This window comes from Geodermatophilus sp. SYSU D01105 (genome assembly GCF_054050095.1).
Map to the genome: position 1 here is coordinate 1 of NZ_JBJGYR010000033.1, position 23,284 is coordinate 23,284.

Sequence of the window (23,284 nt, forward strand, 5' to 3'; positions counted from 1 at the left end):
GTCGCCGGGCCCCCGAGCCCGGCGACGCCGCGTCCACCACTGACCTCCCGAGGGCGCGGTGCAGTTCATCCGAGACAACTTCGATCTGCTGTGGAGCGCGTTCCTGACGACGCTCTCCCTGGCGGTCGTCAGCGGCGTGTGCTCGCTGGTACTGGGCACCGTGCTCGCCGGCATGCGCGTGAGCCCCGTGCCGCCGCTGCGCGGGCTGGCCACCTTCTACGTCGAGGTGTTCCGCAACACCCCGCTCACCGTGGTCTTCTTCTTCCTCGTCTTCGGGCTGGTCTACGTCGACCTGCAGTTCCCCAGCCGGTTCGTCGCGGCGGTCACCGCCCTGTCGCTCTACACCGCGGCCTTCGTGTGCGAGGCGCTGCGCTCGGGCATCAACGCCGTCCCGCCGGGCCAGGCCGAGGCGGCCCGCGCCCTGGGCCTGGACTTCGGGCAGACGCTGCGCACGGTGGTCCTCCCCCAGGCGTTCCGCACCGTCGTCCCCCCGCTGGGCAACGTGTGGATCGCCCTGGCCAAGAACACCTCGATCGCCGCGGGGTTCGCGGTGACCGACCTGACCGCCGCCCTCCAGCGGCTGTCGAACGTCAACGCCGACCAGCTGCTCGCCGTGTTCGCTGCGGTGGTCATCGGCTACCTGGTCATCACACTGCCCTCCGCCTGGGCGATCCGGGCCGTCGAGAAGCGGGTGGCGATCGTCCGATGAGCAGCACCGTCCTCTTCGACCTCCCCGGACCGCGGGCCCGGCAGCGGCAGCGGGTCGGGACCGTCGTCGGCGTCCTCCTGGTCCTGGGCCTCGTGGCGCTGGCCCTGTGGCGGCTGGGCGCCAACGGACAGCTGGAGCCCGAGCGCTGGGCGATCCTGTTCGACCCGGCCACCGGCGTGCCGCAGGCCCTCTGGGACGGCTTGCTCAACACCCTCGCGGCGGCCGCTGTCGGCATGGTGCTGGCCACCGTCCTGGGTGCGCTCCTCGCCGCGGGCCGGCTCTCGGACCACGCCTGGGTGCGGGTCCCGGTCACGGTGGTGATCGAGTTCTTCCGCGCCGTACCGCTGCTGCTGCTGATCCTGTTCTGCCTGCTGTTCCTGCCGACCATCGGCGTCTCGATGACGGCGTTCCGGGCGCTGGTCCTGGGCCTGACGCTCTACAACATGGCCGTCCTGGCCGAGATCTTCCGGGCGGGGATCCTCTCGGTGGACCGCGGCCAGCGGGAGGCGGCCTTCGCCCTGGGCATGCGCAAGACCCAGGTGATGACCCTCGTGCTGCTGCCACAGGCGGTCCGCCGGATGCTGCCGGTGCTGGTCGCGCAGCTGGTCGTCCTGCTCAAGGACTCCTCGCTGGGCTTCATCGTCGGCTACCTGGAGCTGTTGCGGACCGCGCGCAGCCTCGTGGAGTTCTTCAACTTCGAGTTCGGCAACCGGTACACGTTCCAGCTCTACGTGGCCGCCGGCCTCATCTACATCGTGGTGAACCTGCTGCTGTCCTGGCTGGCCCGGTACGTCGAGCGGCGGACCCGGCGCAATGCGAAGGCGGCGGCCACGGCCGAGGCCGAGCTGCCCGCGGACGTGCAGATGGGCGGTGGAGGCGGCGCGGTCCGGGTCTGACGGCGACGGGCGATCTCGCTGGGACCCGTGGGGCGCCGGTGGTCACGTCCGGCCCCTCAGCTGCCGAGTCCTGTTCCGTGGACACCGCTCTCCGCCCCGCCGTACCGCCGCTGCCGGCCGCTGTGCGGGTGCCCGACGGCATCACCGATGCGGCTCAGGAGTTCGTGACGCGCATGCGCGCGGCGGCGCCGGACTTCGCCGCTGCCGCCGGCGCCAACAGCGCGGTGGTCCGCGAGGTGGTCCCGCCGGCCCGTCACCGGCGGTCGCGCTGCCGGGTGGTGCTCCGCTTCGCCGGCGGCGAGGAGGCCGACCTGACCTTCCTCGGCCCGGTCAGCCGGGTGTCGTCCTCACCGGAGCGCGCGTTCGACCTGCAGATCCAGACCTGGCTGGCGCACGGCCGGGGCACCGACGGCGACTGGCTGGTGCCGGACGACGAGGCACACGACGGAGTCGCCGTCGACGTCTCGGCCTGGTCGGCGACGGCCCGCCCCGTGGGCTGACCAGCTCCACCCACCTCGTCGCGGGTCCTGAGCGGGAGGCGCCGACCCCGGCGTCGGTCGCCGTGCCGGGGTGAACGACGTCGGCCACCCTCCGGCGCACGCCGGTCTCGCGCGATTCCCCCGTCGCGTTGCGTCGCGTCGCGTCGCGCCCGGGGAGATCCGGCCGGGCGCTGCCGTCCGGTCCGGGGTGCCCGAGAGTCCGCGCGCCTCGGGTTCGCGCGCCCCCGTGTTCAGGCGCTCAGGTGTCCGGGCACCGAGACGTCAGGCGCTCAGGGCAGCCAGGCGTCGAGCCCCAGGTCGCCGTGCGGGCCGGGCTCGTCGGTCTCCTCGCCGGCGCGGTCCTCGTCGAGGGCCTCACGGACGACCCATCCCGCCAGCCCCGATCCGTACCCCTTGCGGGCCAACATGCCGATGAGCCGGCGCTCGGCGGTGGCCCGGTCGACCCGCCGCAGGCTCGGCAGGCGTCGCTGCACCAGACGTCGGGCGGTCGCCCACTCGTCCTCGTCGTCGACGAGCGCGACCGCCTCCTCGGCGACCTCCCCGTCGACACCCTTGGCACGCAACTCGGCCTTGAGGGCGCGTCGGGCGAGGCCGCGCCCGGCCTGCCGGGAGGTGACCCAGGCGCGGGCGAAGGCGGCGTCGTCGATGAGGCCGACCTCCCCGAACCGGTCCAGCACCCGCTCAGCGGCCTCATCGGGGACACCGCGCTTGGCCAGGAGCTCCTCGAGCTGCCGGCGGGTCTTCGGGGCGCCGGTGAGCGCGCGCAGGCAGATGGACCGGGCGACCTGTTCGGGGTCACCCGGGTCGTCCTCGGGATGCGGGCCGGCGGCCGGCAGGGCGGCGTCCGTACCGTCCGGGTCAGGGGACGGAACGGATCGCCGCCCGCGCCGGCGTCCGGGAGCGGAGCGCTCCCGGGCCTCGGGCCAGCTGCTCACGGTCAGAAGTCGACCGGCTCGTCAGCGGACGCAGGGGCGTCGAGCTTCGGGCCGATGCCGAGCTTCTCCTTGACCTTCTTCTCGATCTCGTCGGCGAGGTCGGGGTTGTCGCGCAGGAAGCTGCGGACGTTCTCCTTGCCCTGACCGAGCTGGTCGCCCTCGTACGTGTACCAGGCGCCGGACTTGCGGATGAAGCCCTGCTCGACACCGGCATCGATCAGGCCGCCCTCGCGGCTGAAGCCGGTGCCCCAGAGGAGGTCGAGCTCGGCCTGCTTGAACGGTGCGGCCACCTTGTTCTTGACGACCTTCACGCGCACCCGGCTGCCGACGGCCTCGGTCCCCTGCTTGAGGGTCTCGATGCGACGGACGTCCAGCCGGACCGACGAGTAGAACTTCAGCGCGCGGCCACCGGTGGTGACCTCCGGGGAGCCGTAGACGACGCCGACCTTCTCGCGCAGCTGGTTGATGAAGATCGCGGTGGTGCCGGAGCTGTTCAGTGCACCGGTGATCTTGCGCAGCGCCTGGCTCATCAGCCGGGCCTGCAGACCGACGTGGCTGTCACCCATCTCGCCCTCGATCTCGGCGCGGGGCACCAGGGCGGCGACCGAGTCGATGACGATGATGTCGAGCGCGCCGGAGCGGATCAGCATGTCGGCGATCTCGAGCGCCTGCTCACCGGTGTCGGGCTGGCTCACCAGCAGGGCGTCGGTGTCGACACCGATCGCGCGGGCGTACTCCGGGTCGAGCGCGTGCTCGGCGTCGATGAACGCCGCGATGCCACCTGCGGCCTGGGCGTTGGCCACCGCGTGGAGGGCGACCGTCGTCTTACCGGAGGCCTCGGGGCCGTACACCTCGATGACGCGGCCGCGCGGGAGGCCGCCGATGCCGAGTGCGATGTCGAGGGCGATGGAGCCGGTCGGGATGACCTTGATCGCCTGTGCGGCGTTGTCGCCCAGCCGCATGACCGAGCCCTTGCCGAACTGCTTGTCGATCTGGGCGAGGGCCATGTCGAGGGCCTTGTCGCGGTCGAGCGTTGCCATGGTGCTCACCTTCGGGAAGTCGCGTGGAGCGGGTCGGTGTCGACGCTAGGGCGGGGGTCTGACACTTCCGGGGGAACCGGTGGACCTGTGGACGGGCACCCGGCCTGTGGACTGCCGGACCAATCTAGACCGAACGTGTGTTCGACTGCCAGGGTGACACGCCGCGCCGTCGACTCACCGCTCCTTCTGCGGGACGTCGTACTCCTCACAGATGGCCAGCCACACCCTGCGCACCGGGAGTCCCGCCTCGATCGCCTCGACCGCGGTGCGCCCGCCGAGGGAGGCGAAGACGTGGTCACGGGCCACGCTCTCGGCCCGCATGGAGCCGAAGTGGGAGGTGAGGCGGGACCAGAAATCCTGCAGGCGCACGTCCTCGACGCTAGCGCGCGCTCGCGGAGGACCGCCCGGGCCGGCGGGCTCCTACGCTGGTCGTGTGATCCCCAGCACCGGGTCGTCGACGTGGGACCTCGTCCTCGAGATCGGCATCGTGCTGTGCCTCGTGGTCTCGCTGGTCCTGCTCTACCGCAACTACCGGGGGCGCTGAGCCGGGTCCGGCACCAGGCCGGCCCGGGCCCAGACCAGCACGAGCGGGACGACCAGCGCAGCCGACACCGCCGCCACGAGCCCGTAGCCGCCGAAGGTCAACAGCGGGCCACCGACGACGCCGGCCAGCGCCGCGCCCAGTCCCATGAGCAGGTCCGTCCCGCCCTGCGCCGTGGGCCGCTGCTGCTCCCCGACCGACTCGGTCACCAGGGTGGAGCCGGCGATCAGCCCGCAGGACCAGCCCAGGCCCAGCAGCAACAGGCCCGCCCCCAGCTGGAGGGCCGCCCCAGGGGCGGCTGTGCCGGCGAGCGCTGCCGCGGCCAGCAACAGCGCCGCGGCCACGGCGACGACGGCGCGGCGCCCGACCCGGTCGGCCAGCTGCCCCACCAGTGGGGAGAACAGGTACATGCCGGCGACGTGCACGCTGATCACGAGGCCGATGACGCGCAGCGTCGTCCCCTCCGGGCCCCCGGCGTGCCCCATGTGCACGGGCGTCATCACCATCACGCCGACCATCACCGAGTGGGAGACGACGACCGCGGTCAGGCCCAGGCGGCCGCCCGGGTCGGCCCACACCGCGCGCAACGCCGTCGCGGTCGCCCGCCGTGGGCGGACGACACCGCCGGCCCCCGTGCCCCTCAGCCGCCGGGCCAGCAGCAGCGGGTCCGGTCGCAGGAGGACGAGCAGGCCCACCGCCACCACGGCGAAGACCGCCATCGAGATGGCGAACGCGCCGGTGAGCGGGGGCAGGCCGAGCGAGTCGCCCAGAAACTCGCCCGGGCCGGCCAGGTTGGGGCCGAGCACGGAGCCCACGGTGGTCGCCCACACCACCAGCGACAGCGCCCGTCCCCGGTGCTCCGGGGCGGCCAGGTCGGCGGCGGCGTAGCGCGCCTGCAGCCCGCAGGCGGTGGCGGCGCCGAAGCCGAACAGGCCCAGCAGCAGCAGCGGCAGGGAGGACAGCAGCGCGGCCACGACCGTGACGACAGAACCGAGGACGGCGACGGCGTAGCCGACGGCCAACCCCGCCCGGCGGCCGGACCGGTCGCTGATCCGCGCCAGGGGGACGGCGATCACCGCGGCCCCGAGCACCCCGGCGGTCTGGCCGAGGCCCCCGGCGCTGTCGGTGCCCGCCACGTCCCGCGCCAGCAGACCGCCGACGGTGATGCCGACCGTGACCCCCAGCCCCGCGAGGGCCACGCCGGCGCCCAGCACACCCAGGGTCCGGCGCTGGACGGGCACCGGGTCGGGGAGGGCACGCGTCTCGACGGTCACCGCGGACCCTGCCTACAGCCCCATGGAGCGGCCGATGATCTCCCGCATGATCTCGTTGGTCCCCCCGTAGATCGACTGGATGCGGGCGTCGCGCCAGGCCTTGGAGACGGGGTACTCGTCCATGTAGCCGTAGCCCCCGTGCAGCTGGAGGCAGCGGTCGGCGACCTTGTTCTGCAGCTCGGTCGTCCAGTACTTCGCCATGGCAGCGTCGACCGGGGTCAGGTCCCCGCTGTCGAGCTGCCGCAGGCACTCGTCGACGAAGGTGCGGGCGATGGTGACCTCGGTCTGCAGCTCGGCCAGCACGAACCGGGTGTTCTGGAAGCTGCTCACCGGCCGGCCGAACGCGGTGCGGCCGGTGACGTACTCGACGGTCTGGGCGAGCACCGTCTCGGCCGAGGCCACCGCACCGACGGCGATGGACAGCCGCTCCTGCGGCAGGTTCTCCATGAGGTGGTAGAAGCCGCGGTTCTCGGTGCCGAGCAGGTTCTCCGCGGGCACGCGGACGTCGTCGAAGAACAGCTCGGCGGTGTCCTGTGCCTTGAGCCCGACCTTCTCGAGGTTGCGGCCGCGGGTGAAGCCGGGCATGCCCCGCTCCACCACGAGCAGGCTGATCCCCTTGGAGCCGGGCGCGTCCGGGTCGGTGCGGGCGACGATGATGACCAGGTCGGCGTTGATGCCGTTCGTGATGAAGGTCTTGCTGCCGTTGAGGACCCATGCGTCGCCGTCCCGGCGGGCCGTGGTGCGGATCCCCTGCAGGTCGCTGCCCGCCGCCGGCTCGGTCATGGCGATGGCGGTGATGAGCTCGCCGCTGCAGAACCCGGGCAGCCAGCGCTGCTTCTGCTCCTCCGTGCCGAGGTCACGCAGGTAGGGCCCGGTCACGTCGTTGTGCAGCGTGATGCCGACGCCGGTGGCGCCGATCCGCATCAGCTCCTCGTCGATGACCGCCTGGTAGCGGAAGTCCCGGACGCCACCGCCTCCGTACCGCTCCTCCATGTCGATGCCCAGCAGCCCCTGGGCGCCGGCCGAGGTCCAGACGTCCCGCGGGACGATGCCCTCCTTCTCCCACTGGTCGTGGAAGGGGACGATCGTCTTCTCGGCCCAGGCCCGGACCATGTCACGGAAGTCCTCGTGCTCGGCCTCGTACAGGGAGCGGCGCATGGCCGTCAGTGTGCCCGACGCCACCCCCGCTCCCGGACCACGTCGCTGTCGCGCGAGGGAGGCGTTCCCGCGCCCCGGTCGCGGCCCGGCGAACTGTCGTAGCTGCGGGCGACACTGGTGCCCGTGTCCGCTCTCGACCGGTTCTCCGAGGCCACCCGCGCGTGGTTCACCGGGGCCTTCGCCGAACCCACGCCCGCGCAGGAGGGCGCGTGGCAGGCGATCAGCAGCGGCGGGCACGCCCTCGTGGTGGCCCCGACCGGCTCCGGGAAGACCCTCGCCGCCTTCCTGTGGTCGCTGGACCGGCTGGCCAGCACCCCGGCGCCGGAGGACGAGCGGGCCCGGTGCCGGGTCCTCTACGTCTCCCCCCTCAAGGCCCTCGCCGTCGACGTCGAGCGCAACCTGCGGGCGCCGCTGGCCGGCATCGGGCAGGCCGCGGCCCGGCTGGGGCTGCCCCGCCCCGAGATCTCCGTCGGCATCCGTTCCGGGGACACCCCGGCCGACCAGCGCCGGGCCTTCGCCCGCCGGCCCACCGCCATCCTCATCACCACGCCCGAGTCGCTCTTCCTGCTGCTGACCAGCTCGGCCCGTGAGGCTCTCCGCGGGGTGGAGACGGTGATCGTCGACGAGGTGCACGCCGTCGCCGACACCAAGCGCGGAGCGCACCTGGCGGTGTCCCTCGACCGGCTCGACGAGCTGCTCGACCGGCCGGCGCAGCGGATCGGGCTGTCGGCGACGGTGCGGCCGATCGAGGAGGTGGCGACCTTCCTGGCCGGCGGCCGGCCGGTGGAGGTCGTGGCCCCGCCCGCGGCCAAGGTCTGGGACCTCTCGGTGGTGGTCCCGGTCGAGGACATGAGCAGCCTCGGGCAGCCGACCGGCGAGCTGGACGGCTCGGCGGCCGGCAACCAGCCGCGGACCTCGATCTGGCCGGCGGTCGAGGAGCGGGTGCTCGACCTGGTCGAGGCCCACCGCAGCACCATCGTCTTCGCCAACTCCCGGCGGCTGGCCGAGCGGCTCACCAGCCGCCTCAACGAGCTGGCCTACGAGCGGGCCACCGGTGAGACGGTCCCGCCCGGCACCAACGCCGCCGCCCTCATGGCGCAGGCCGGCTCCGGGGGCGGCGTGCCGGAGGGCGTGCAGCCGGTCGCCGCGGCCCACCACGGCTCGGTCTCCCGCGAGCAGCGGGCGGTGGTGGAGGAGGCCCTGAAGTCGGGTCGGCTGCCGGCGGTGGTCGCCACGTCCAGCCTCGAGCTCGGCATCGACATGGGGTCGGTGGACCTCGTCGTCCAGGTGGAGGCGCCGCCGACCGTCGCCTCGGGCCTGCAGCGGGTCGGGCGGGCCGGGCACCAGGTGGGTGCGGTCAGCCGGGGGGTGCTGTTCCCCAAGTACCGGGGTGACCTGGTGCAGTGCGCGCTGGTCGCCGAGCGCATGCGGGCGGGGACCATCGAGTCGATCCGGTACCTGCGCAACCCCCTCGACGTCCTCGCCCAGCAGGTCGTCGCGATGGTCTCCGAGGCGCCCCGGACGGTCGAGGAGGTGGCGGCGCTGGTGCGGCGGTCGGCGCCGTTCGGGTCGCTGCCGGACTCCGCGCTGCACGCGGTCCTCGACATGCTGGCCGGCCGGTACCCGTCGGACGCCTTCGCCGAGCTGCGCCCGCGGCTCACGTGGGACCGGGTCACCGACACGCTCACCGCTCGCAGCGGCGCCCAGCGGCTGGCGGTCACCAGCGGCGGGACGATCCCCGACCGGGGGCTGTTCGGCGTGTTCCTCGTGGGCGGGGAGGGCTCCGGTGGTCGACGGGTCGGCGAGCTCGACGAGGAGATGGTCTACGAGTCCCGGGTGGGCGACGTCTTCCTGCTCGGCTCCTCCTCCTGGCGGATCGAGGAGATCACCCACGACCGGGTCCTCGTCAGCCCGGCCCCGGGCCAGCCCGGGAAGATGCCGTTCTGGCACGGTGACGCACCCGGACGACCCCTGGAGCTCGGCCGCGCGCTCGGCGCCTTCCTCCGCGAGGTCGGGTCGGCGACGCCGGCGGCCGGCCTCGAGCGGGCGCGGGCCGCCGGGCTCGACGAGTGGGGTGCGGCCAACCTGCTCACCTACCTGGCCGAGCAGAAGCAGGCCACCGGGCACCTCCCCGACGACCGCACGCTCCTCGTCGAGCGCTTCCGCGACGAGCTCGGCGACTGGAGACTGGTCGTCCACTCCCCCTTCGGCGCCCAGGTCAACGCCCCCTGGGCGCTGGTGCTGGCCGCCCGCCTGCGCGAGCGGTACGGCGTGGACGTCGCCTCGATGCACTCCGACGACGGCATCGTGCTCCGCCTGCCCGACACCACGGGGGAACCGCCCGAGGCCGACCTCGCCGTCCTCGACCCGGACGACGTCGAGCGTGAGGTGACCGCGGAGGTCGGCAACTCCGCCCTGTTCGCCAGCCGCTTCCGCGAGTGCGCCGCCCGCGCCCTCCTCCTGCCCCGCCGCGACCCCCGGCGCCGCACGCCGCTGTGGCAGCAGCGCCAGCGCGCCGCACAGCTGCTGTCGGTGGCCAGCGAGTTCTCCAGCTTCCCGATCACCCTGGAGGCCGCCCGCGAGGTGCTGCAGGACGTCTACGACGTGCCGGGCCTGGTCGAGCTGATGCGGGACGTGCGGTCCCGCCGGGTCCGGGTCGTCGACGTCCAGACCCAGTCCGCCTCACCGTTCGCCCAGTCGCTGCTGTTCGGCTACGTCGGACAGTTCCTCTACGAGGGCGACGCCCCGCTGGCCGAGCGGCGCGCCCAGGCGCTGGCCCTCGACACCGGGCTGCTGGCCGAGCTGCTCGGCCGCTCGGAGCTGCGCGAGCTGCTCGACGCCGAGGCGCTCGCCGAGGTCGAGAAGGAGCTGCAGCGCCTGCCCGCCGACCGCCACCCCCGCGACCTCGACGGCGCGGCCGACCTGCTGCGCATCCTCGGCGACCTGACCCCTGCCGAGGCCGCGGCCCGCGGCGTTCCCCGCGCCTGGCTCGACGAGCTGGTCGCCGCACGACGGGCGCTGGTCGTGCGGGTCGCCGGCGAGGAGCGGCACGTCGCGATCGAGGACGCCGGCCGGCTGCGCGACGCGCTCGGCACCGCGCTGCCCGTCGGGGTCCCGGAGGTCTTCACCGAGCCGGTTCCCGACCCGCTGGGCGACCTGGTCGGCCGCTACGCCCGCACCCACGGCCCCTTCCAACCCGCCGAGGTGGCCGACCGGCTCGGCCTGGGCGTGGCCGTGGTCACCGCCACGTTGCAGCGGCTGGTCGGCACCGGGCGGCTGGTCACCGGCGAGTTCCGTCCCGGCGGCACGGGGCAGGAGTGGTGCGACGCGGAGGTGCTGCGCTCGATCCGCCGGCGCAGCCTGGCCCGGCTCCGGCAGGAGGTGGAGCCGGTGCCGATCGACACCCTCGCCCGGTTCACGCCGTCCTGGCAGTCGGTGGGCAGCCGGATGCGGGGGCCCGACGGCGTGCTGGCCGTCGTGGAGCAACTGGCCGGCGCGCTGGTGCCGGCCAGCGCGCTGGAGTCCCTGATGCTGCCGGCCAGGGTGCGCGACTACTCCCCCGCCATGCTCGACGAGCTGACCAGCGCCGGTGAGGTGCTCTGGGCCGGGGCCGGCGGGCTGCCCGGTGGGGACGGCTGGATGAGCCTCGTCCCGGCCGACCTCGCCCCACTGCTGCTCCCCGACCCGCTGGAACTGCCCGACGAGGGCAGCGTGGCGGCGGCCGTGCTCGCAGGGCTGGCCGGCGGGCAGGCGATGTTCTTCCGCGGCCTGTCCGACCTCGTCGGCTCCACCGACGACGCCGCGCTCGCCGACGTCGTGTGGGACCTCGTGTGGGCCGGTGCCCTCACCAACGACACGCTCGCCCCGCTGCGCACCCGGCTGTCCGGCGGCGGCACGCACAAGCGGCAGCCGGCGCCGCCGCGGGCCCGGCCGGACCGCACCCGGTACGGGCGCCCCCGGCTCGGCCGGCCGGCCATGCCAACCCGCACCGGGCCCCCGACGGTCGCCGGCCGCTGGTCGCGGCTGCCCGACCGGGAGGCCAACGCCACGAAGCGGACGACCGCCCGGGCCGAGGCGCTGCTGGAACGGCACGGCGTGCTGACCCGCGGCGCGGTGATGGCCGAGCAGGTCCCGGGCGGCTTCTCCGCGGTCTACCCGGTGCTCCGCGCCTTCGAGGAGAACGGTCGCGCCCGGCGGGGCTACTTCGTCGAGACCCTCGGCGCCGCCCAGTTCGGCACCCCCGGCGCGGTGGACCGGCTGCGCAGCTTCGCCACGCCCGACCGGGTCCCCTCGGGGGCGGTGGTGCTGGCCGCGACCGACCCGGCCAACGTGTACGGGGCGGCGTTGCCGTGGCCGGAGCGGTCGACGGCCGGGGACGACGGGGGCAGTGCCGTCGACGGGGCCGCGGCCGTGGACGTCGGCGAGGGCACCGGCGGCGGACGGCGGTCCGGCGCCGGGCACCGGGCCGGTCGCAAGGCCGGCGCCCTGGTGGTGCTCGTCGACGGCGACCTGGTGCTCTACGTCGAGCGGGGCGGCAAGACGCTGCTGTCGTGGACCGAGGACGAGACGGTGCTCAAGGAGGCGGCGACGGCGCTGTCCGGGGCGGTGGCCGCCGGTGCGCTCGGCCGGATGGTGGTGCAGAAGGCCGACGGCGCGTCGGTGCACGAGTCCACCCCGCTGTCGGCGGCGCTGCAGGCGGCCGGTTTCGCCGCGACCCCGCGGGGCCTGCGCGTGCGCGCCTGAGATCGAGGAGCCGGGCCGGCCTCGATCGCGCTGTGAATGCAGCGGGGCCGTCCTCGGTCGCGCTGTGAACGCGGCCGGGCCGGTCGCGCGGCGCGGACACCCGGGTCGGCGTCGGTCGTGCGGCGCGGACAGCCAGCCCGGCGTCAGTCGCGCCGGGACCACGACCAGCCGGCGTCAGTCGCGCCGGGGCCCCAGCCAGCCGGCGTCAGTCGCGCCAGGCCCCAGCCAGCCGGCGTCAGTCGCGCTGCGGCCGCAGCCAGCCGGCGAACAGCCGAGTGAGCGCCGGCATGACGACGAACCCGAGCAGCACCACCACGATGCAGGCCGACAGCAGCAGCCGGAACGGCCAGGGCCAGCCGGCGACGTGCGGCATGACCAGCACCTGCAGCGTCGAGGTGATGAGGAAGACCGCGGCGATGGTGAGCACCGTGGAGCGCCACCGCGGGCCGGGGGTGGCGGGGCGGGTGAAGAAGCTGTCCAGACCGGCGACCCGGGCGTACCGCTCCTCGTCCACCATCTCCTGCATCCGCTCGAGGGCGGCTCGCCGCTCCGGCGACCGCTCCCACCCGGCCAGCGAGGCGTCGTCCTTGAACCGGTAGACCAGGTGGTACTCGGAGCTGCCCAGCCCGGGCTTGAGCAGGGTGCCGCCGAGGTTGCCGGGATAGGTGGCCGCGAGCGCGAGCGTCTCCGCTGCCCACCGCTCGAAGGCCTGCCGCCGCTGGGGGCGCACCACCCGCGCCACCGTGACCGTCACCGGCTCGGGCACCCGCCCGGCGACCTCGGTGCGGGCGAGCCGGGAGCGGAGCAGGGTCGTCACAGCCACGCGAGGTCGAGCGCATCGGCGCCGCGGCGTCATCCCGGCTGTCAGCGGTCTCACAGCAGCTCAGCGACACGCGGGGGACACTGGCGGCGTGCCCGAGGGAGACACCGTCTGGTTGGCGGCGAAGCGGATGCACACCGCCCTCGCGGGCGCGACGCTGCGCCGCGGCGAGCTGCGGGTGCCCCAGCTGGCCGCCACCGACCTCGCCGGCCGCACGGTGTCGGAGGTCGTCCCCCGCGGGAAGCACCTGCTCATCCGCTTCGCCGACGGGTGGACGCTGCGCACCCACTTCCGCATGGACGGCAGCTGGCACATCTACCGGCCGGGCGGGAAGTGGCGCGGCGGGCCGGCCTTCGCCGTCCGCGCGGTGCTGGCCACCGAGCAGTGGGAGTGCGTCGGCTACCGGTTGCACGACGTCGCGATGGTCCGCACCGAGCACGAGGACCAGCTCGTCGGCCACCTCGGCCCCGACGTCCTCGGCCCGGACTGGGACCTGGACGAGGCGCTGCGCCGGCTGCGCAGCCGGCCCGGTGAGCAGATCGGGGTCGCGCTGCTCGACCAGCGCAACCTGGCCGGCATCGGCAACCTCTACAAGGTCGAGTCGCTGTTCCTGACCGGCACCCACCCGTGGACCCGGGTGGCCGACGTCCCGGACCTCGCCGGCCTGGTGGAACGGGCCCGCACGCTGATGCGGGCCAACCTCGAGCACCCCGAGCAGAGCACGACGGGCAGCCTGCGCCGCGGCGAGACCCACTGGGTCTACGGCCTCAAGGGCCGTCCCTGCCGGCGCTGCGGCACGCCGATCCTGCTCGGCGACCAGGGGCCGGACTCGCAGGAACGCGTCACGTACTGGTGCCCGAACTGCCAGGCGGCCCGCTCCCCCATCGACCCGGCGGCCCGCACCGGGGAGCCCGGCCGGCCCCGCCCCCTGGTCGGCTCGTCCTGACCGACGCCGACCCCGGCGCCGACAGCGGCGGGTCCTCCGGTCGTGCGGCCACCGTGCCAGGAGCCGCGGTCGGACGGCCTACCGGCCCGGCTCGTCCGGGTCGAGGAGGTCGACGAGGAGGACGGCGAGCAGCGTCTCGGCGCGCCGGCGCAGGGACGGAGGAGGGGTCGCCGCCACGACCGTGGCGAGGCGCGCCGGGGAGACCAGCAGCGCCAGGAAGGACAGCAGCGCGGCACCGGTCGCCACGACCGACCCGACCAGACCGACGCCGAACACGCCGACCAGAGCCGGCGACCGCAGGACGAGGCCGGCCGCCATCGCCACGACCCCGAGGGCGCAGCTCGCCCATGCTCCCCGGACGGCCCAGAGCAGGAGGCGGTAACCGGGGTCGCCGTGCCCGGCTCCCGGGGCGTCGCTGCGCACCGCCACCCGGCCATGGTGGACCCGCGGGGAGGCACCGGGCCACCCAGCAGGCCGCCGCAGCCCGGTCCATCGGCGCAGATGTTGCCCGGAACAGGTGCCCCCCATAGCCTCCACGGCACGTCAACGCCGCGTGTGAGGTCCATCACACGTCCGGGTGCAAGGAGGCAGCGATGCCGGACTCCATGGAAGCGGTCGTCTGTCACGGCCCCGAGGACTACCGCCTCGAGGAGGTCCCCGTCCCGAAGCGCGGACCCGGGGAGGCGCTGGTCCGGGTCGAGGCCGTGGGGATCTGCGCCAGTGACCTGAAGTGCTACCACGGCGCGGCGAAGTTCTGGGGGGACGAGAACCGTCCCGCCTGGGCCGAGACCGAGGTCATCCCCGGGCACGAGTTCGTCGGCGAGGTCGTCGACCTCGACGAGGAGGCGCACCGCCGCTGGGGCATCGACGTCGGCGACCGGGTCACCTCGGAGCAGATCGTGCCCTGCTGGAAGTGCCGCTACTGCCTGCGCGGCCAGTACCACATGTGCGCGCCGCACGACCTCTACGGCTTCAAGCGCCGCACCCCGGGGGCCATGGCCTCCTACATGGTCTATCCGGCCGAGGCGCTGGTCCACAAGATCTCCAAGGACCTGCCAGCGGCGCACGCGGCCTTCATCGAGCCCCTGTCCTGCGCCCTGCACGCCGTCGAGCGGGCCGACATCCACTTCGAGGACGTCGTGGTCGTCGCCGGGTGCGGCCCGATCGGCCTCGGCATGATCGCCGGCGCCAAGGCGAAGTTCCCCGCCCAGGTGGTGGCCCTCGACGTCGCCCCGGCCAAGCTCGACCTCGCCAGGCAGGTGGGTGCCGACCTCGCCATCAACATCGCCGAGGAGGACGCCGTCGCGAGGATCAAGGACATGACCGACGGCTACGGCGCCGACGTCTACCTCGAGGGGACCGGCCACCCGTCGGCCGTGCCGCAGGGACTCAACCTGCTCCGCAAGCTCGGCACCTTCGTCGAGTACAGCGTCTTCAAGGACGACGTCACCGTCGACTGGAGCATCATCAGCGACGACAAGGAACTCGACGTCCGCGGTGCCCACCTCGGCCCGCACTGCTGGCCGGCCGCCGCCCGCATGCTCGAGTCCGGCATGTTGCCGATGGACCAGATCGTGACCCACCAGCTCCCCGTGCAGGACTTCAAGGAGGGCCTGGACCTGGTCGGCTCCGGCACCAAGTCCGTCAAGGTCTCCCTCATCCCCGGCTGAAGCGGCCGGCCGCGCCCCGCCTGCTCGACCCTCCCCGTCCCACGCCCCGGCACGACTCCGCAGACACCTGGAGACCTCCATGCACGGCAGCCACCCCATGTACCGCCGCGACCTCGGGCACCACCAGCTGTCCCGACGCTCGATGCTGCAGGCGCTCGGGCTCGGGGCGGCCGGCCTCGCCGGCGTGCCCCTCCTGTCGTCGTGCGGCACCGGGGGCACCAGCACCGGGGGCGGGAACGCGGAGAACGGTGCCGCGGAGGTGACCGGCGGGTTCGACTGGAAGAAGGCCGACGGCCAGACCATCTCGATCCTGCAGACGCCGCACCCCTACCAGCAGAGCTTCCAGCCCCTGCTGGCCGAGTTCACCCAGCTGACCGGCATCCAGGTGAACGTCGAGCTGGTGCCCGAGGCCGACTACTTCACCCGCCTGAACACCGAGCTCGCCGGTGGCGCCGGCAACTACGACGCCTTCATGACCGGCGCCTACTTCATCTGGCAGTACGGCCCCCCTGGCTGGATGGAGGACCTGCAGCCCTGGATCGACAACGACTCCGCCACGAACCCGGACTACGACTTCGAGGACATCTACGAGGGCCTGCGCAACGCCACCCGCTGGGACTTCCAGCTCGGCAGCCCACTGGGCAGCGGTGGCCAGTGGGCGATCCCGTGGGGGTTCGAGACCAACGTCATCGCGTACAACAAGGCGGAGTTCGACCGCCGCGGCATCCGGCCGGCGGAGACCTTCGAGGAACTCCAGCAGATCGCGGTCGACCTGACCGACCGCGCCGCCGGACGCTACGGCATCGCCTTCCGCGGCTCCCGCTCGTGGGCGTCGATCCACCCCGGGTACATGACGCAGTACACCCGGGAGGGAGCCCGGGACTACACCGAGGACGGCGGCCAGCTCCAGGCCGCGATGAACTCGCCCGAGGCGGTGGACTTCACCCAGGCGTGGGTGACCCTCGCCCGGGACGCCGGCCCCGCGGGCTGGACCACCTACGAGTACCCGGACGTCACCCGCGACCTCGGCAACGGGGCGGCGATGATGGCCTACGACGCCGACAGCGCCACCTACCCGCTCAACGTCCCGGGGGCGAGCGCCCAGGCCGGCAACATCGCCTGGCACCCCGGGCCGGCCGGCCCCGACGGCAGCTACGCCACGAACCTGTGGACGTGGTCGTGGGCCATGAACTCCGCCTCCCAGAACAAGCTCCCGGCCTGGCTGTTCATCCAGTGGGCGACCGGCTCGGACGCCATGTCCAAGGCCGTCCAGCAGGGCACCTTCGCCGACCCCACCCGCGCCTCGGTGTTCGACGGTGCCTTCAAGCAGACCCTGGGGAACTTCCCCGGCTACCTGGAGACCTTCGAGACCGTCATCGACAGCACCGCGATCCAGTTCACCCCCCAGACCCACTTCTTCGAGACCACCGAGGAGTGGTCGGTCGCGCTCCAGGACATCTACGACGGCGCGGACGCCAAGCAGCGCCTCGACGACCTCGCGGAGCGCAGCACCGAGATCGTGAACGGCTGACCGGGGGGACGGTCGGCGACCAGCAGCGCACCCGTTGCGGAAGGGCAGCTCGTGACCACGACCATCCCGGGCCGGCCGCCCGGCGAACAGCAGGCCCCGTCCCCGGGCGCGGGTGGACCGCCTCCCGTGGTCCCGAGCTGGCGTCGGCGACTACGTCCCTACGTCCTGGCGGTGCCGGCGCTCGCCATCACGATCGGCATCCTCTACCCGTTCGTCCTCGGCGCCTACTACGCCTTCATCAACTACTCGGCGGTCAACCCGAACCCGACCTTCGTCGGTCTCGAGAACTTCCAGGCAGTCCTCGGCAGCAGCGTCTTCTGGGAGAGCGTCCGGACGACCCTGGTGTTCGCCGTTGCCGCCACCGTGCTGGAGACGGTGCTCGGCGTCGGGATCGCGCTGCTGCTCTACCGGGCGAGCTTCGTCGGGCGGGTCTTCGAGCGGGTGCTCATCCTCCCGCTGATGATCGCGCCGGTGATCGCCGGCGTCATCTGGGGGCTGATGTACAACCCGCAGTTCGGCGTCCTCAACTACGTGTTCGGGCTCGGCAACTTCGACTGGCTCAGCCGGGACAACGCGCTGTGGTCGGTCATCCTCGTCGACATCTGGATCTTCACGCCGTTCGTGGCGATCCTCGTGCTCGCCGGCCTGCGGTCGCTGCCACGGGAACCGTTCGAGGCCTCGCAGGTGGACGGTGCCGGCTGGTTCTACATGTTCCGCCGGCTGATGCTGCCGATGATGTGGCCCTACATCCTGGTCGCGGTGATCTTCCGGTTCATGGACTCGCTGAAGGTCTTCGACCAGGTGTTCGTCCTCACCGCCGGGGGCCCCGGCAACGAGACCCGGACCCTGCAGATCGGGGCCTACCAGGACTCGATCATCAACCTGAACTACTCACGCGGGGCGACCTACATGTTCCTGCTCTGGGTGCTCGTCTTCATCACCGCCCGCTGGCTGGTCAGCGTGCTCGGCAAGGCCCAGCGTCGCGCCGCCGGAGCGGAGGACTGACATGGCCGCTGAACTGATGCCCGGCCAGAAGCGCTTCACACCGGCCTCGATCGGCGCGGACGTGCTGCTGGTGCTGTGGTTCGTGTTCTCCCTGTTCCCCATCCTCTGGATGGTCCTGCTCGCGCTGAAGACGCCGGCGGAACAGACCACCACGTACTTCGCCTTCTCGCCGACGCTGGAGAACTTCGGCATCGTGCTCAGCGACGAGGGGACCCGGTTGACCAGCGTCAACTACCCCGGGGCGATCCTCTCCAGCGTCGTCAACTGCGGGGGCGCGGTCCTGGTCTCGTTGCTCATCGGGATCCCCGCTGCCTACGCGGCCGGCCGTTACCGCTTCCGCGGCTCGAACGACCTGATGTTCACGATCCTGTCGTTCCGGTTCGCCCCGGAGCTGATGGTGATCGTGCCGCTGTTCGTGATCTACAACCAGATCGGTCTGTTCGACACCCGCCTGGGCATGATCTGGGTGCTCCAGCTGGTCACCATGCCGCTGGTCGTGTGGATCCTGCGGTCCTACTTCGAGGACCTGCCCGCCGACCTGGAGCAGGCCGCGCTGCTCGACGGGTACACCCGCCGCCGGGCGTTCGTGATGGTGGCTCTGCCGCTGGTACGGCCCGGTATCGCGGCGGCCGCCCTGCTGGCCTTCATCTTCGCCTGGAACAACTACGTGTTCCCCCTCATCCTCGCCGGTTCGGAGAACGCCACGGTCACCGTCGCGATCTCGCGGTTCCTCGGCGGCGGGGGCCAGGCCTTCTACAACCTCACCGCGGCGGCTGCGCTGATCGGCGCCCTGCCACCGCTGATCCTCGCTCTGACCATCCAGCGGTACCTGGTGCGAGGCCTGTCGTTCGGGGCGGTGAAGGCCTGATGGGTGCGGTGCAGTTGCAGGGCGTGACCAAGCACTACGGGTCCACGGTCGGCATCGAGGACCTGACCCTCGACGTCGGCGACGGTGAGTTCTTCGTGATCCTGGGCCCGTCCGGGGCGGGGAAGACGACGACGCTGAAGTCGGTCGCCGGGCTGGTCGACGTCGACCGCGGCGACGTGGTGATCGCGGGCAAGCCCATGAGCGGCGTCGAGCCGTACCACCGCGGGGTGGCGATGGCCTTCGAGAGCTACGCGCTGTACCCGCAGAAGACGGTGTTCCAGAACCTCGCCTCCCCGCTGCGGTCGGGGCGCACCGGCCGGTACGCGGAGGAGGAGCAGCGGCGGCGGATCGACCTGGTCACCACCACGCTGGGGATTAACCACCTGCTCGAGCGCCTCCCGCGGGAGCTGTCCAACGGTCAGCGGCAGCGCGTGGCGCTGGGCCGGGTGCTGGTCCGGCCGGCCGACGTGTACCTGCTCGACGAGCCGCTGTCGCACCTGGACGCCAAGCTCCGCGCCGCGATGCGTGCGGAGCTCAAGCAGCTCGGGGGGATGTCCCACACGACCTCGTTGTACGTCACCCACGACTACCAGGAGGCGCTCTCCCTCGGCGACCGGATCGCGGTGCTGCGCCACGGCCGCCTCGTGCAGGTCGGTACACCGGCGGAGGTGTGGCGCGAGCCGGTGGACAGCTTCGTGGCCAAGGCCCTCGGCCAGCCGGAGATCAACGTGATCGACGCGGTGGTGGAGGACGGCCGGATCCGCGCGGCCGGCGGTGCCATCGACCTCGCCGTCCCGCCGCTGGACCTCGAGCGCGGCCAGCGGGTCCGATTGGGCATCCGGCCCCGTGACGTCGAGGTGGTCCGCCCGGGTCGGGGCGGTCCCGGCTGGCTGCGGATGAGCGGCCGGATCCGGCTCGCCGAGCGACTCGGCCGCCAGTTGGAGCTCGACGTCCGGGTCGGCGACGTCGACCTGATCGCGGTCGACGCCGCCGTCCAGCACGTCGACGAGGGCCAGGACGTGGAGCTGCAGGTCCCCCTCGAGCACGTCCACCTGTTCGCCGACGGCCCCGCCGGCGAGGACACCCGCCGCCTGGGCGGGGCGATGGAGCCCAGCGGCCGGCTGCGCGGGGGCGTGCAACCGGTCGGACACCAGGAGCAGCGATGACCAGCACCGGGAGCGGACGGCAGACCACCACCGCGGAGGGACCGCAGCCGCTGGTCCTCGAGCAACTGCGCAAGACCTACGTCTCCCGGGGGCGGGAGTCCTTCGAGGCGGTCAAGGGGATGGACCTGTACATCGAGCCGGGTGAGCTGATCGCCCTGCTCGGCCCCTCCGGCTGCGGCAAGACGACGACGCTGCGGATGATCGCCGGACTGGAGACGGTGACCTCGGGCAGCATCCGGATCGGCGACCGCGCCGTCCAGGACCTGCCGCCGGGGAAGCGGAACGTGGGGGTCGGGTTCGAGAGCTACGCGCTCTACCCACCGCTGAACGTCCGCGAGAACCTCGCGTACGGGTTGAAGGCCCGGGGGGTCAAGGACGCCGGCCGCCGCGTCGACGAGCTCGCCGAGCGGCTGGAGATGACCGAGCTGCTGCCGATGCGCCCGGCCAACCTCTCCAGCGGGCAGAAGCAGCGGGTGGCCCTGGCCCGCGCCCTCATCCGCAACCCCCCGGTGCTGCTGCTGGACGAGCCCCTGTCGCACCTCGACGCCGCGCAGCGGCAGCGGGTGCGCCGGGAGCTGAAGGTGCTGCAGCGCGAGTTCGGCTACACGACGGTGGTCGTGACCCACGACCAGCTGGAGGCGTTGAGCCTGGCCGACCGCATGGCGGTGATGGACAAGGGCGTGATCCAGCAGTTCGGGACGCCCGACGAGGTCTTCGACGACCCGGCGAACCAGTTCGTCGCCGACTTCGTCGGCGAGCCCAAGATCAACCTGGTCGAGGGGACGATCACCCGCGAGGACGGCGACGTCCGGGTGCGGATCGGCCGGACCGGGGCACTGCCGACGGCCGCGCAGACGCCGGAGCACGACCGGCCGGTCGTGGTGGGTCTGCGCCCCCAGGACTGCCGGGTCGACGTCCCCGAGGGTGAGCCGGCCATCGAGGGCGAGGTGCGGGTCTTCGAGCACCTGCTCGAGTACGGCCAGGCCACGGTCGACGTGCCCGGCGTGGACGGCCCCGTCGTCGCGGTCACGCCGGCCGACGAGGACTGGGACCACGGCACGCCGGTGCGGCTGTCCGCCCCACCGCAGCGGGTCTACCTCTTCGATGCGGACACCGGCGACCGGATCCGCTGACCGCGGCGCCGCCGCACCACCGACGGGAGGACGCCCGTGACCCGCCTGTACGACGACCCGGCGCAGTTCACCGAGGACATGCTGGCCGGCTTCCTCGACGCGTACGCCGGCCGGGTGGTCGGCGTCCCGGGTGGCGTCGTGCGCGCGACCCGGCCGCGTCCGGGCAAGGTGGGCGTGGTGGTCGGGGGCGGCTCCGGGCACTATCCGGCCTTCTGCGGCGTGGTGGGCCCCGGCTTCGCCGACGGGGCGGTGGTGGGGAACGTGTTCACCTCGCCGTCCGCGGCCGAGGCGACCTCCGTCGGGCGGGCGGCCGATGGCGGCGGCGGCGTCCTGCTGACCACCGGCAACTACGCCGGGGACGTCATGAACTTCGGCCTGGCCGTGGAGCGGCTGCGGGCCGAGGGGCGGGACGCCCGTTACTTCGCGGTGACCGACGACGTGGCCAGCGCGCCGGCCTCGGAGATCCCGAAGCGGCGCGGCATCGCCGGTGACTTCACCGTCTTCAAGGCCGCCTCGGCCGCCGCGGAGGAGGGGTACGACCTCGACGGCGTGGAACGGGTGGCCCGGCACAGCAACGCGCGCACCCGGACCCTCGGGGTCGCGTTCGACGGCTGCACCATGCCCGGCGCGCGGGAGCCGCTGTTCACCGTGCCCGACGGGAAGATGGGCCTGGGGCTGGGCATCCACGGCGAGCCGGGCGTGGCCGAGCAGCCCATGCCCACCGCCTCGGAGCTCGCCGGGATCCTGGTCGAGGGCCTCCTGGCCGAGACCCCGGAGGGCGCCGGGACCCGGGTGGCGGCCATCCTCAACGGCCTCGGGCGGACCAAGTACGAGGAGCTGTTCATCGTCTGGGCCTCGGTGGCCCGCCGGCTGCGGGAGGCCGGGCTGGAGGTCGTCGAGCCCGAGGTCGGCGAGCTCGTCACCAGCCTGGACATGGCCGGCTGTTCACTGACCCTGATGTGGCTGGACGAGGAGCTCGAGCGCTTCTGGCGAGCCCCCGCCGACACGCCCGCCTACCGCAAGGGCACGATGGCCGCCGACTCCGGGGAGGAACGGCGGTCCGCGTCCGAGGTCGCGGCCGCGGCCTCCGCACCGACCGCCGAGGCCGTCGAGGTCGACGACGCGGCCCGGGAGTGCGCGGCCGTCGTGCTCGCCGCGGTCGAGGCGATGGCGCAGACCGTGGCCGACATGGAGGAGGAGCTCGGCCGCATCGACGCCGTCGCCGGGGACGGCGACCACGGCCGGGGCATGGTCCGCGGCACCGCCGCCGCCCGCGACGCGGCCCGGAGGGCGGTCGACGCCGGCGGCGCCGGCCCGGGGACGGCCCTCGTCCAGGCCGGCGATGCCTGGGCCGCCAAGGCCGGCGGCACCTCCGGCGTCCTCTGGGGGGCGGCGCTCACGGCCATGGGGCGGCGGCTGGGCGACACCGGCGCCCCGGACGCCCGCACCGTGGCCGCCGGGGTCCGCGACGCCTACGACGCGCTGGTGCGTCTCGGCGGGGCCCAGCCCGGGGACAAGACCATGCTCGACGCCCTCCTGCCCTTCTCCGAGTCCCTCTCCGCCGCCGTGGACGCGGGGCAGGACCTGGCTCGGTCCTGGGACGAGGCGGCACGGCGGGCACAGGACGCCGCCCGGGCCACCGCCGAGCTGCGGCCGCGGGTCGGCCGGGCGCGACCACTGGCCGAGCGGAGCGTCGGCACGCCGGACGCCGGCGCGGTCTCACTGGCGGCCTGCCTGACCACGATCGGGCAACTGCTCAAGGACGTCTGACCCGATCTCGGAGAGGAGTCGGTGTGCCCGATGGGTTGAGGATCGTGGTGGGCTGCGACGACGCGGGGCTGCAGTACAAGGAGCGGCTCAAGGCCGACCTGGAGGCCGACGACCGGGTGGCCGAGGTGACCGACGTGGGCGTCGGCACCGACGACACCACCGCCTACCCGCACGTGGCCGTCGCCGCGGCGCAGCTGGTCGCCGAGGGCCGGGCCGACCGCGCGCTGCTGGTCTGCGGCACCGGGCTGGGTGTGGCGATCAGCGCCAACAAGGTGCCGGGGGTGCGTGCCGTGACGGCCCACGACAGCTTCTCGGTGGAGCGCTCGGTGTTGAGCAACGACGCGCAGGTGCTCTGCATGGGCCAGCGCGTGATCGGCATCGAGCTGGCCCGGCGGCTGGCCCGGGAGTGGCTCGGCTACCACTTCGACCCCGCCTCCGCGTCCGCGGCCAAGGTCGACGCGATCCGCGGCTACGAGGCGGCGACGGGGCAGGCCGACTCGGCGTCGGAGCTGGCGGTGGAGGAGGACATGGCCCGCTCGGCCTGCGACTGACCCCGCCGGCCGTGGCCTCGGGCCCCGC

20 protein-coding genes are annotated in these 23,284 nt (G+C 73.5%); 13 read left to right on the forward strand and 7 right to left on the reverse strand.

Annotation, left to right across the window (positions count from 1 at the left end; translation table 11 throughout):
* Nucleotides 1-58: 58 nt before the first annotated feature.
* From ACI79I_RS22450 to ACI79I_RS22460, 3 genes are all read left to right on the forward strand, one after another.
* Nucleotides 59-709: an amino acid ABC transporter permease gene (locus ACI79I_RS22450; RefSeq protein ID WP_456994539.1), complete on the forward strand. Its 651-nt coding sequence runs from the start codon at nt 59-61 to the stop codon at nt 707-709.
* Entirely contained in the window at nt 706-1,605 is a 900-nt protein-coding gene (locus ACI79I_RS22455) for an amino acid ABC transporter permease (protein WP_456994540.1), read from the forward strand. Before ACI79I_RS22450 ends, ACI79I_RS22455 begins: the two co-directional genes overlap by 4 nt.
* A 77-nt stretch (nt 1,606-1,682) precedes the next feature.
* Nucleotides 1,683-2,105, forward strand: a complete 423-nt coding sequence (locus tag ACI79I_RS22460; protein ID WP_456994541.1) for a hypothetical protein — start codon at nt 1,683-1,685, stop codon at nt 2,103-2,105.
* Between the two features lie 269 nt (nt 2,106-2,374).
* On the opposite strand, the gene ACI79I_RS22465 is transcribed toward ACI79I_RS22460, so the two are convergent.
* The 5 genes from ACI79I_RS22465 to ACI79I_RS22485 all read right to left on the reverse strand — a co-directional run bounded on the left by ACI79I_RS22465 (nt 2,375) and on the right by ACI79I_RS22485 (nt 7,053).
* A complete protein-coding gene (locus ACI79I_RS22465; RefSeq protein WP_456994542.1) occupies nt 2,375-3,040 on the reverse strand; it encodes a regulatory protein RecX in 666 nt (221 codons plus the stop codon).
* 2 nt (nt 3,041-3,042) lie between these two features.
* Nucleotides 3,043-4,080 (reverse strand): recombinase RecA, encoded by a 1,038-nt coding sequence (gene recA / locus ACI79I_RS22470; RefSeq protein ID WP_456945572.1) that lies wholly within the window; start codon nt 4,078-4,080, stop codon nt 3,043-3,045.
* A gap of 174 nt (nt 4,081-4,254) precedes the next feature.
* A complete protein-coding gene (locus tag ACI79I_RS22475) occupies nt 4,255-4,449 on the reverse strand; it encodes a DUF3046 domain-containing protein (protein ID WP_456994543.1) in 195 nt (64 codons plus the stop codon).
* A gap of 159 nt (nt 4,450-4,608) precedes the next feature.
* Nucleotides 4,609-5,895, reverse strand: a complete 1,287-nt coding sequence (locus ACI79I_RS22480) for an MFS transporter (protein WP_456994544.1) — start codon at nt 5,893-5,895, stop codon at nt 4,609-4,611.
* A 12-nt stretch (nt 5,896-5,907) separates the two neighbouring features.
* Nucleotides 5,908-7,053: an acyl-CoA dehydrogenase family protein gene (locus ACI79I_RS22485; protein WP_456994545.1), complete on the reverse strand. Its 1,146-nt coding sequence runs from the start codon at nt 7,051-7,053 to the stop codon at nt 5,908-5,910.
* A gap of 123 nt (nt 7,054-7,176) precedes the next feature.
* On the opposite strand from ACI79I_RS22485, the gene ACI79I_RS22490 reads away from it, so the two are divergent.
* Nucleotides 7,177-11,796, forward strand: coding sequence for an ATP-dependent helicase (locus tag ACI79I_RS22490; RefSeq protein WP_456994546.1), 4,620 nt, complete (start codon nt 7,177-7,179; stop codon nt 11,794-11,796).
* Between the two features lie 235 nt (nt 11,797-12,031).
* Here the strand turns inward: ACI79I_RS22490 and ACI79I_RS22495 are convergent, their stop codons facing one another.
* Nucleotides 12,032-12,619 (reverse strand): antibiotic biosynthesis monooxygenase, encoded by a 588-nt coding sequence (locus ACI79I_RS22495; RefSeq protein WP_456994547.1) that lies wholly within the window; start codon nt 12,617-12,619, stop codon nt 12,032-12,034.
* 88 nt (nt 12,620-12,707) lie between these two features.
* Here ACI79I_RS22495 and ACI79I_RS22500 point away from each other — a divergent pair, with 88 nt between their 5' ends.
* On the forward strand, nt 12,708-13,562 hold the full coding sequence (locus tag ACI79I_RS22500; RefSeq protein ID WP_456994548.1) for a DNA-formamidopyrimidine glycosylase family protein: 855 nt from the start codon (nt 12,708-12,710) through the stop codon (nt 13,560-13,562).
* Nucleotides 13,563-13,640: 78 nt separating this feature from the next.
* On the opposite strand, the gene ACI79I_RS22505 is transcribed toward ACI79I_RS22500, so the two are convergent.
* The gene (locus ACI79I_RS22505; protein WP_456994549.1) at nt 13,641-13,991 is read right to left on the reverse strand and encodes a hypothetical protein; all 351 of its coding nucleotides are present in this window, start codon (nt 13,989-13,991) and stop codon (nt 13,641-13,643) included.
* Nucleotides 13,992-14,155: 164 nt separating this feature from the next.
* Here ACI79I_RS22505 and ACI79I_RS22510 point away from each other — a divergent pair, with 164 nt between their 5' ends.
* The 8 genes from ACI79I_RS22510 (at nt 14,156) to ACI79I_RS22545 (ending at nt 23,256) form a co-directional block, all read left to right on the forward strand.
* Entirely contained in the window at nt 14,156-15,232 is a 1,077-nt protein-coding gene (locus ACI79I_RS22510) for an alcohol dehydrogenase catalytic domain-containing protein (RefSeq protein ID WP_456994550.1), read from the forward strand.
* Nucleotides 15,233-15,311: 79 nt separating this feature from the next.
* A complete protein-coding gene (locus ACI79I_RS22515; RefSeq protein ID WP_456994551.1) occupies nt 15,312-16,763 on the forward strand; it encodes an ABC transporter substrate-binding protein in 1,452 nt (483 codons plus the stop codon).
* Nucleotides 16,764-16,814: 51 nt separating this feature from the next.
* The gene (locus ACI79I_RS22520; RefSeq protein ID WP_456994552.1) at nt 16,815-17,768 is read left to right on the forward strand and encodes a carbohydrate ABC transporter permease; all 954 of its coding nucleotides are present in this window, start codon (nt 16,815-16,817) and stop codon (nt 17,766-17,768) included.
* A 1-nt stretch (nt 17,769) separates the two neighbouring features.
* Nucleotides 17,770-18,636: a carbohydrate ABC transporter permease gene (locus tag ACI79I_RS22525; RefSeq protein WP_456994553.1), complete on the forward strand. Its 867-nt coding sequence runs from the start codon at nt 17,770-17,772 to the stop codon at nt 18,634-18,636.
* A complete protein-coding gene (locus tag ACI79I_RS22530; RefSeq protein ID WP_456994554.1) occupies nt 18,636-19,802 on the forward strand; it encodes an ABC transporter ATP-binding protein in 1,167 nt (388 codons plus the stop codon). The genes ACI79I_RS22525 and ACI79I_RS22530 overlap by 1 nt, the downstream gene beginning before the upstream one ends.
* Nucleotides 19,799-20,935, forward strand: a complete 1,137-nt coding sequence (locus ACI79I_RS22535; RefSeq protein ID WP_456994555.1) for an ABC transporter ATP-binding protein — start codon at nt 19,799-19,801, stop codon at nt 20,933-20,935. The genes ACI79I_RS22530 and ACI79I_RS22535 overlap by 4 nt, the downstream gene beginning before the upstream one ends.
* Nucleotides 20,936-20,971: 36 nt before the next feature.
* The gene (locus ACI79I_RS22540; RefSeq protein WP_456994556.1) at nt 20,972-22,705 is read left to right on the forward strand and encodes a dihydroxyacetone kinase family protein; all 1,734 of its coding nucleotides are present in this window, start codon (nt 20,972-20,974) and stop codon (nt 22,703-22,705) included.
* Between the two features lie 23 nt (nt 22,706-22,728).
* Entirely contained in the window at nt 22,729-23,256 is a 528-nt protein-coding gene (locus tag ACI79I_RS22545) for a ribose-5-phosphate isomerase (RefSeq protein WP_456994557.1), read from the forward strand.
* Nucleotides 23,257-23,284: the final 28 nt, after the last annotated feature.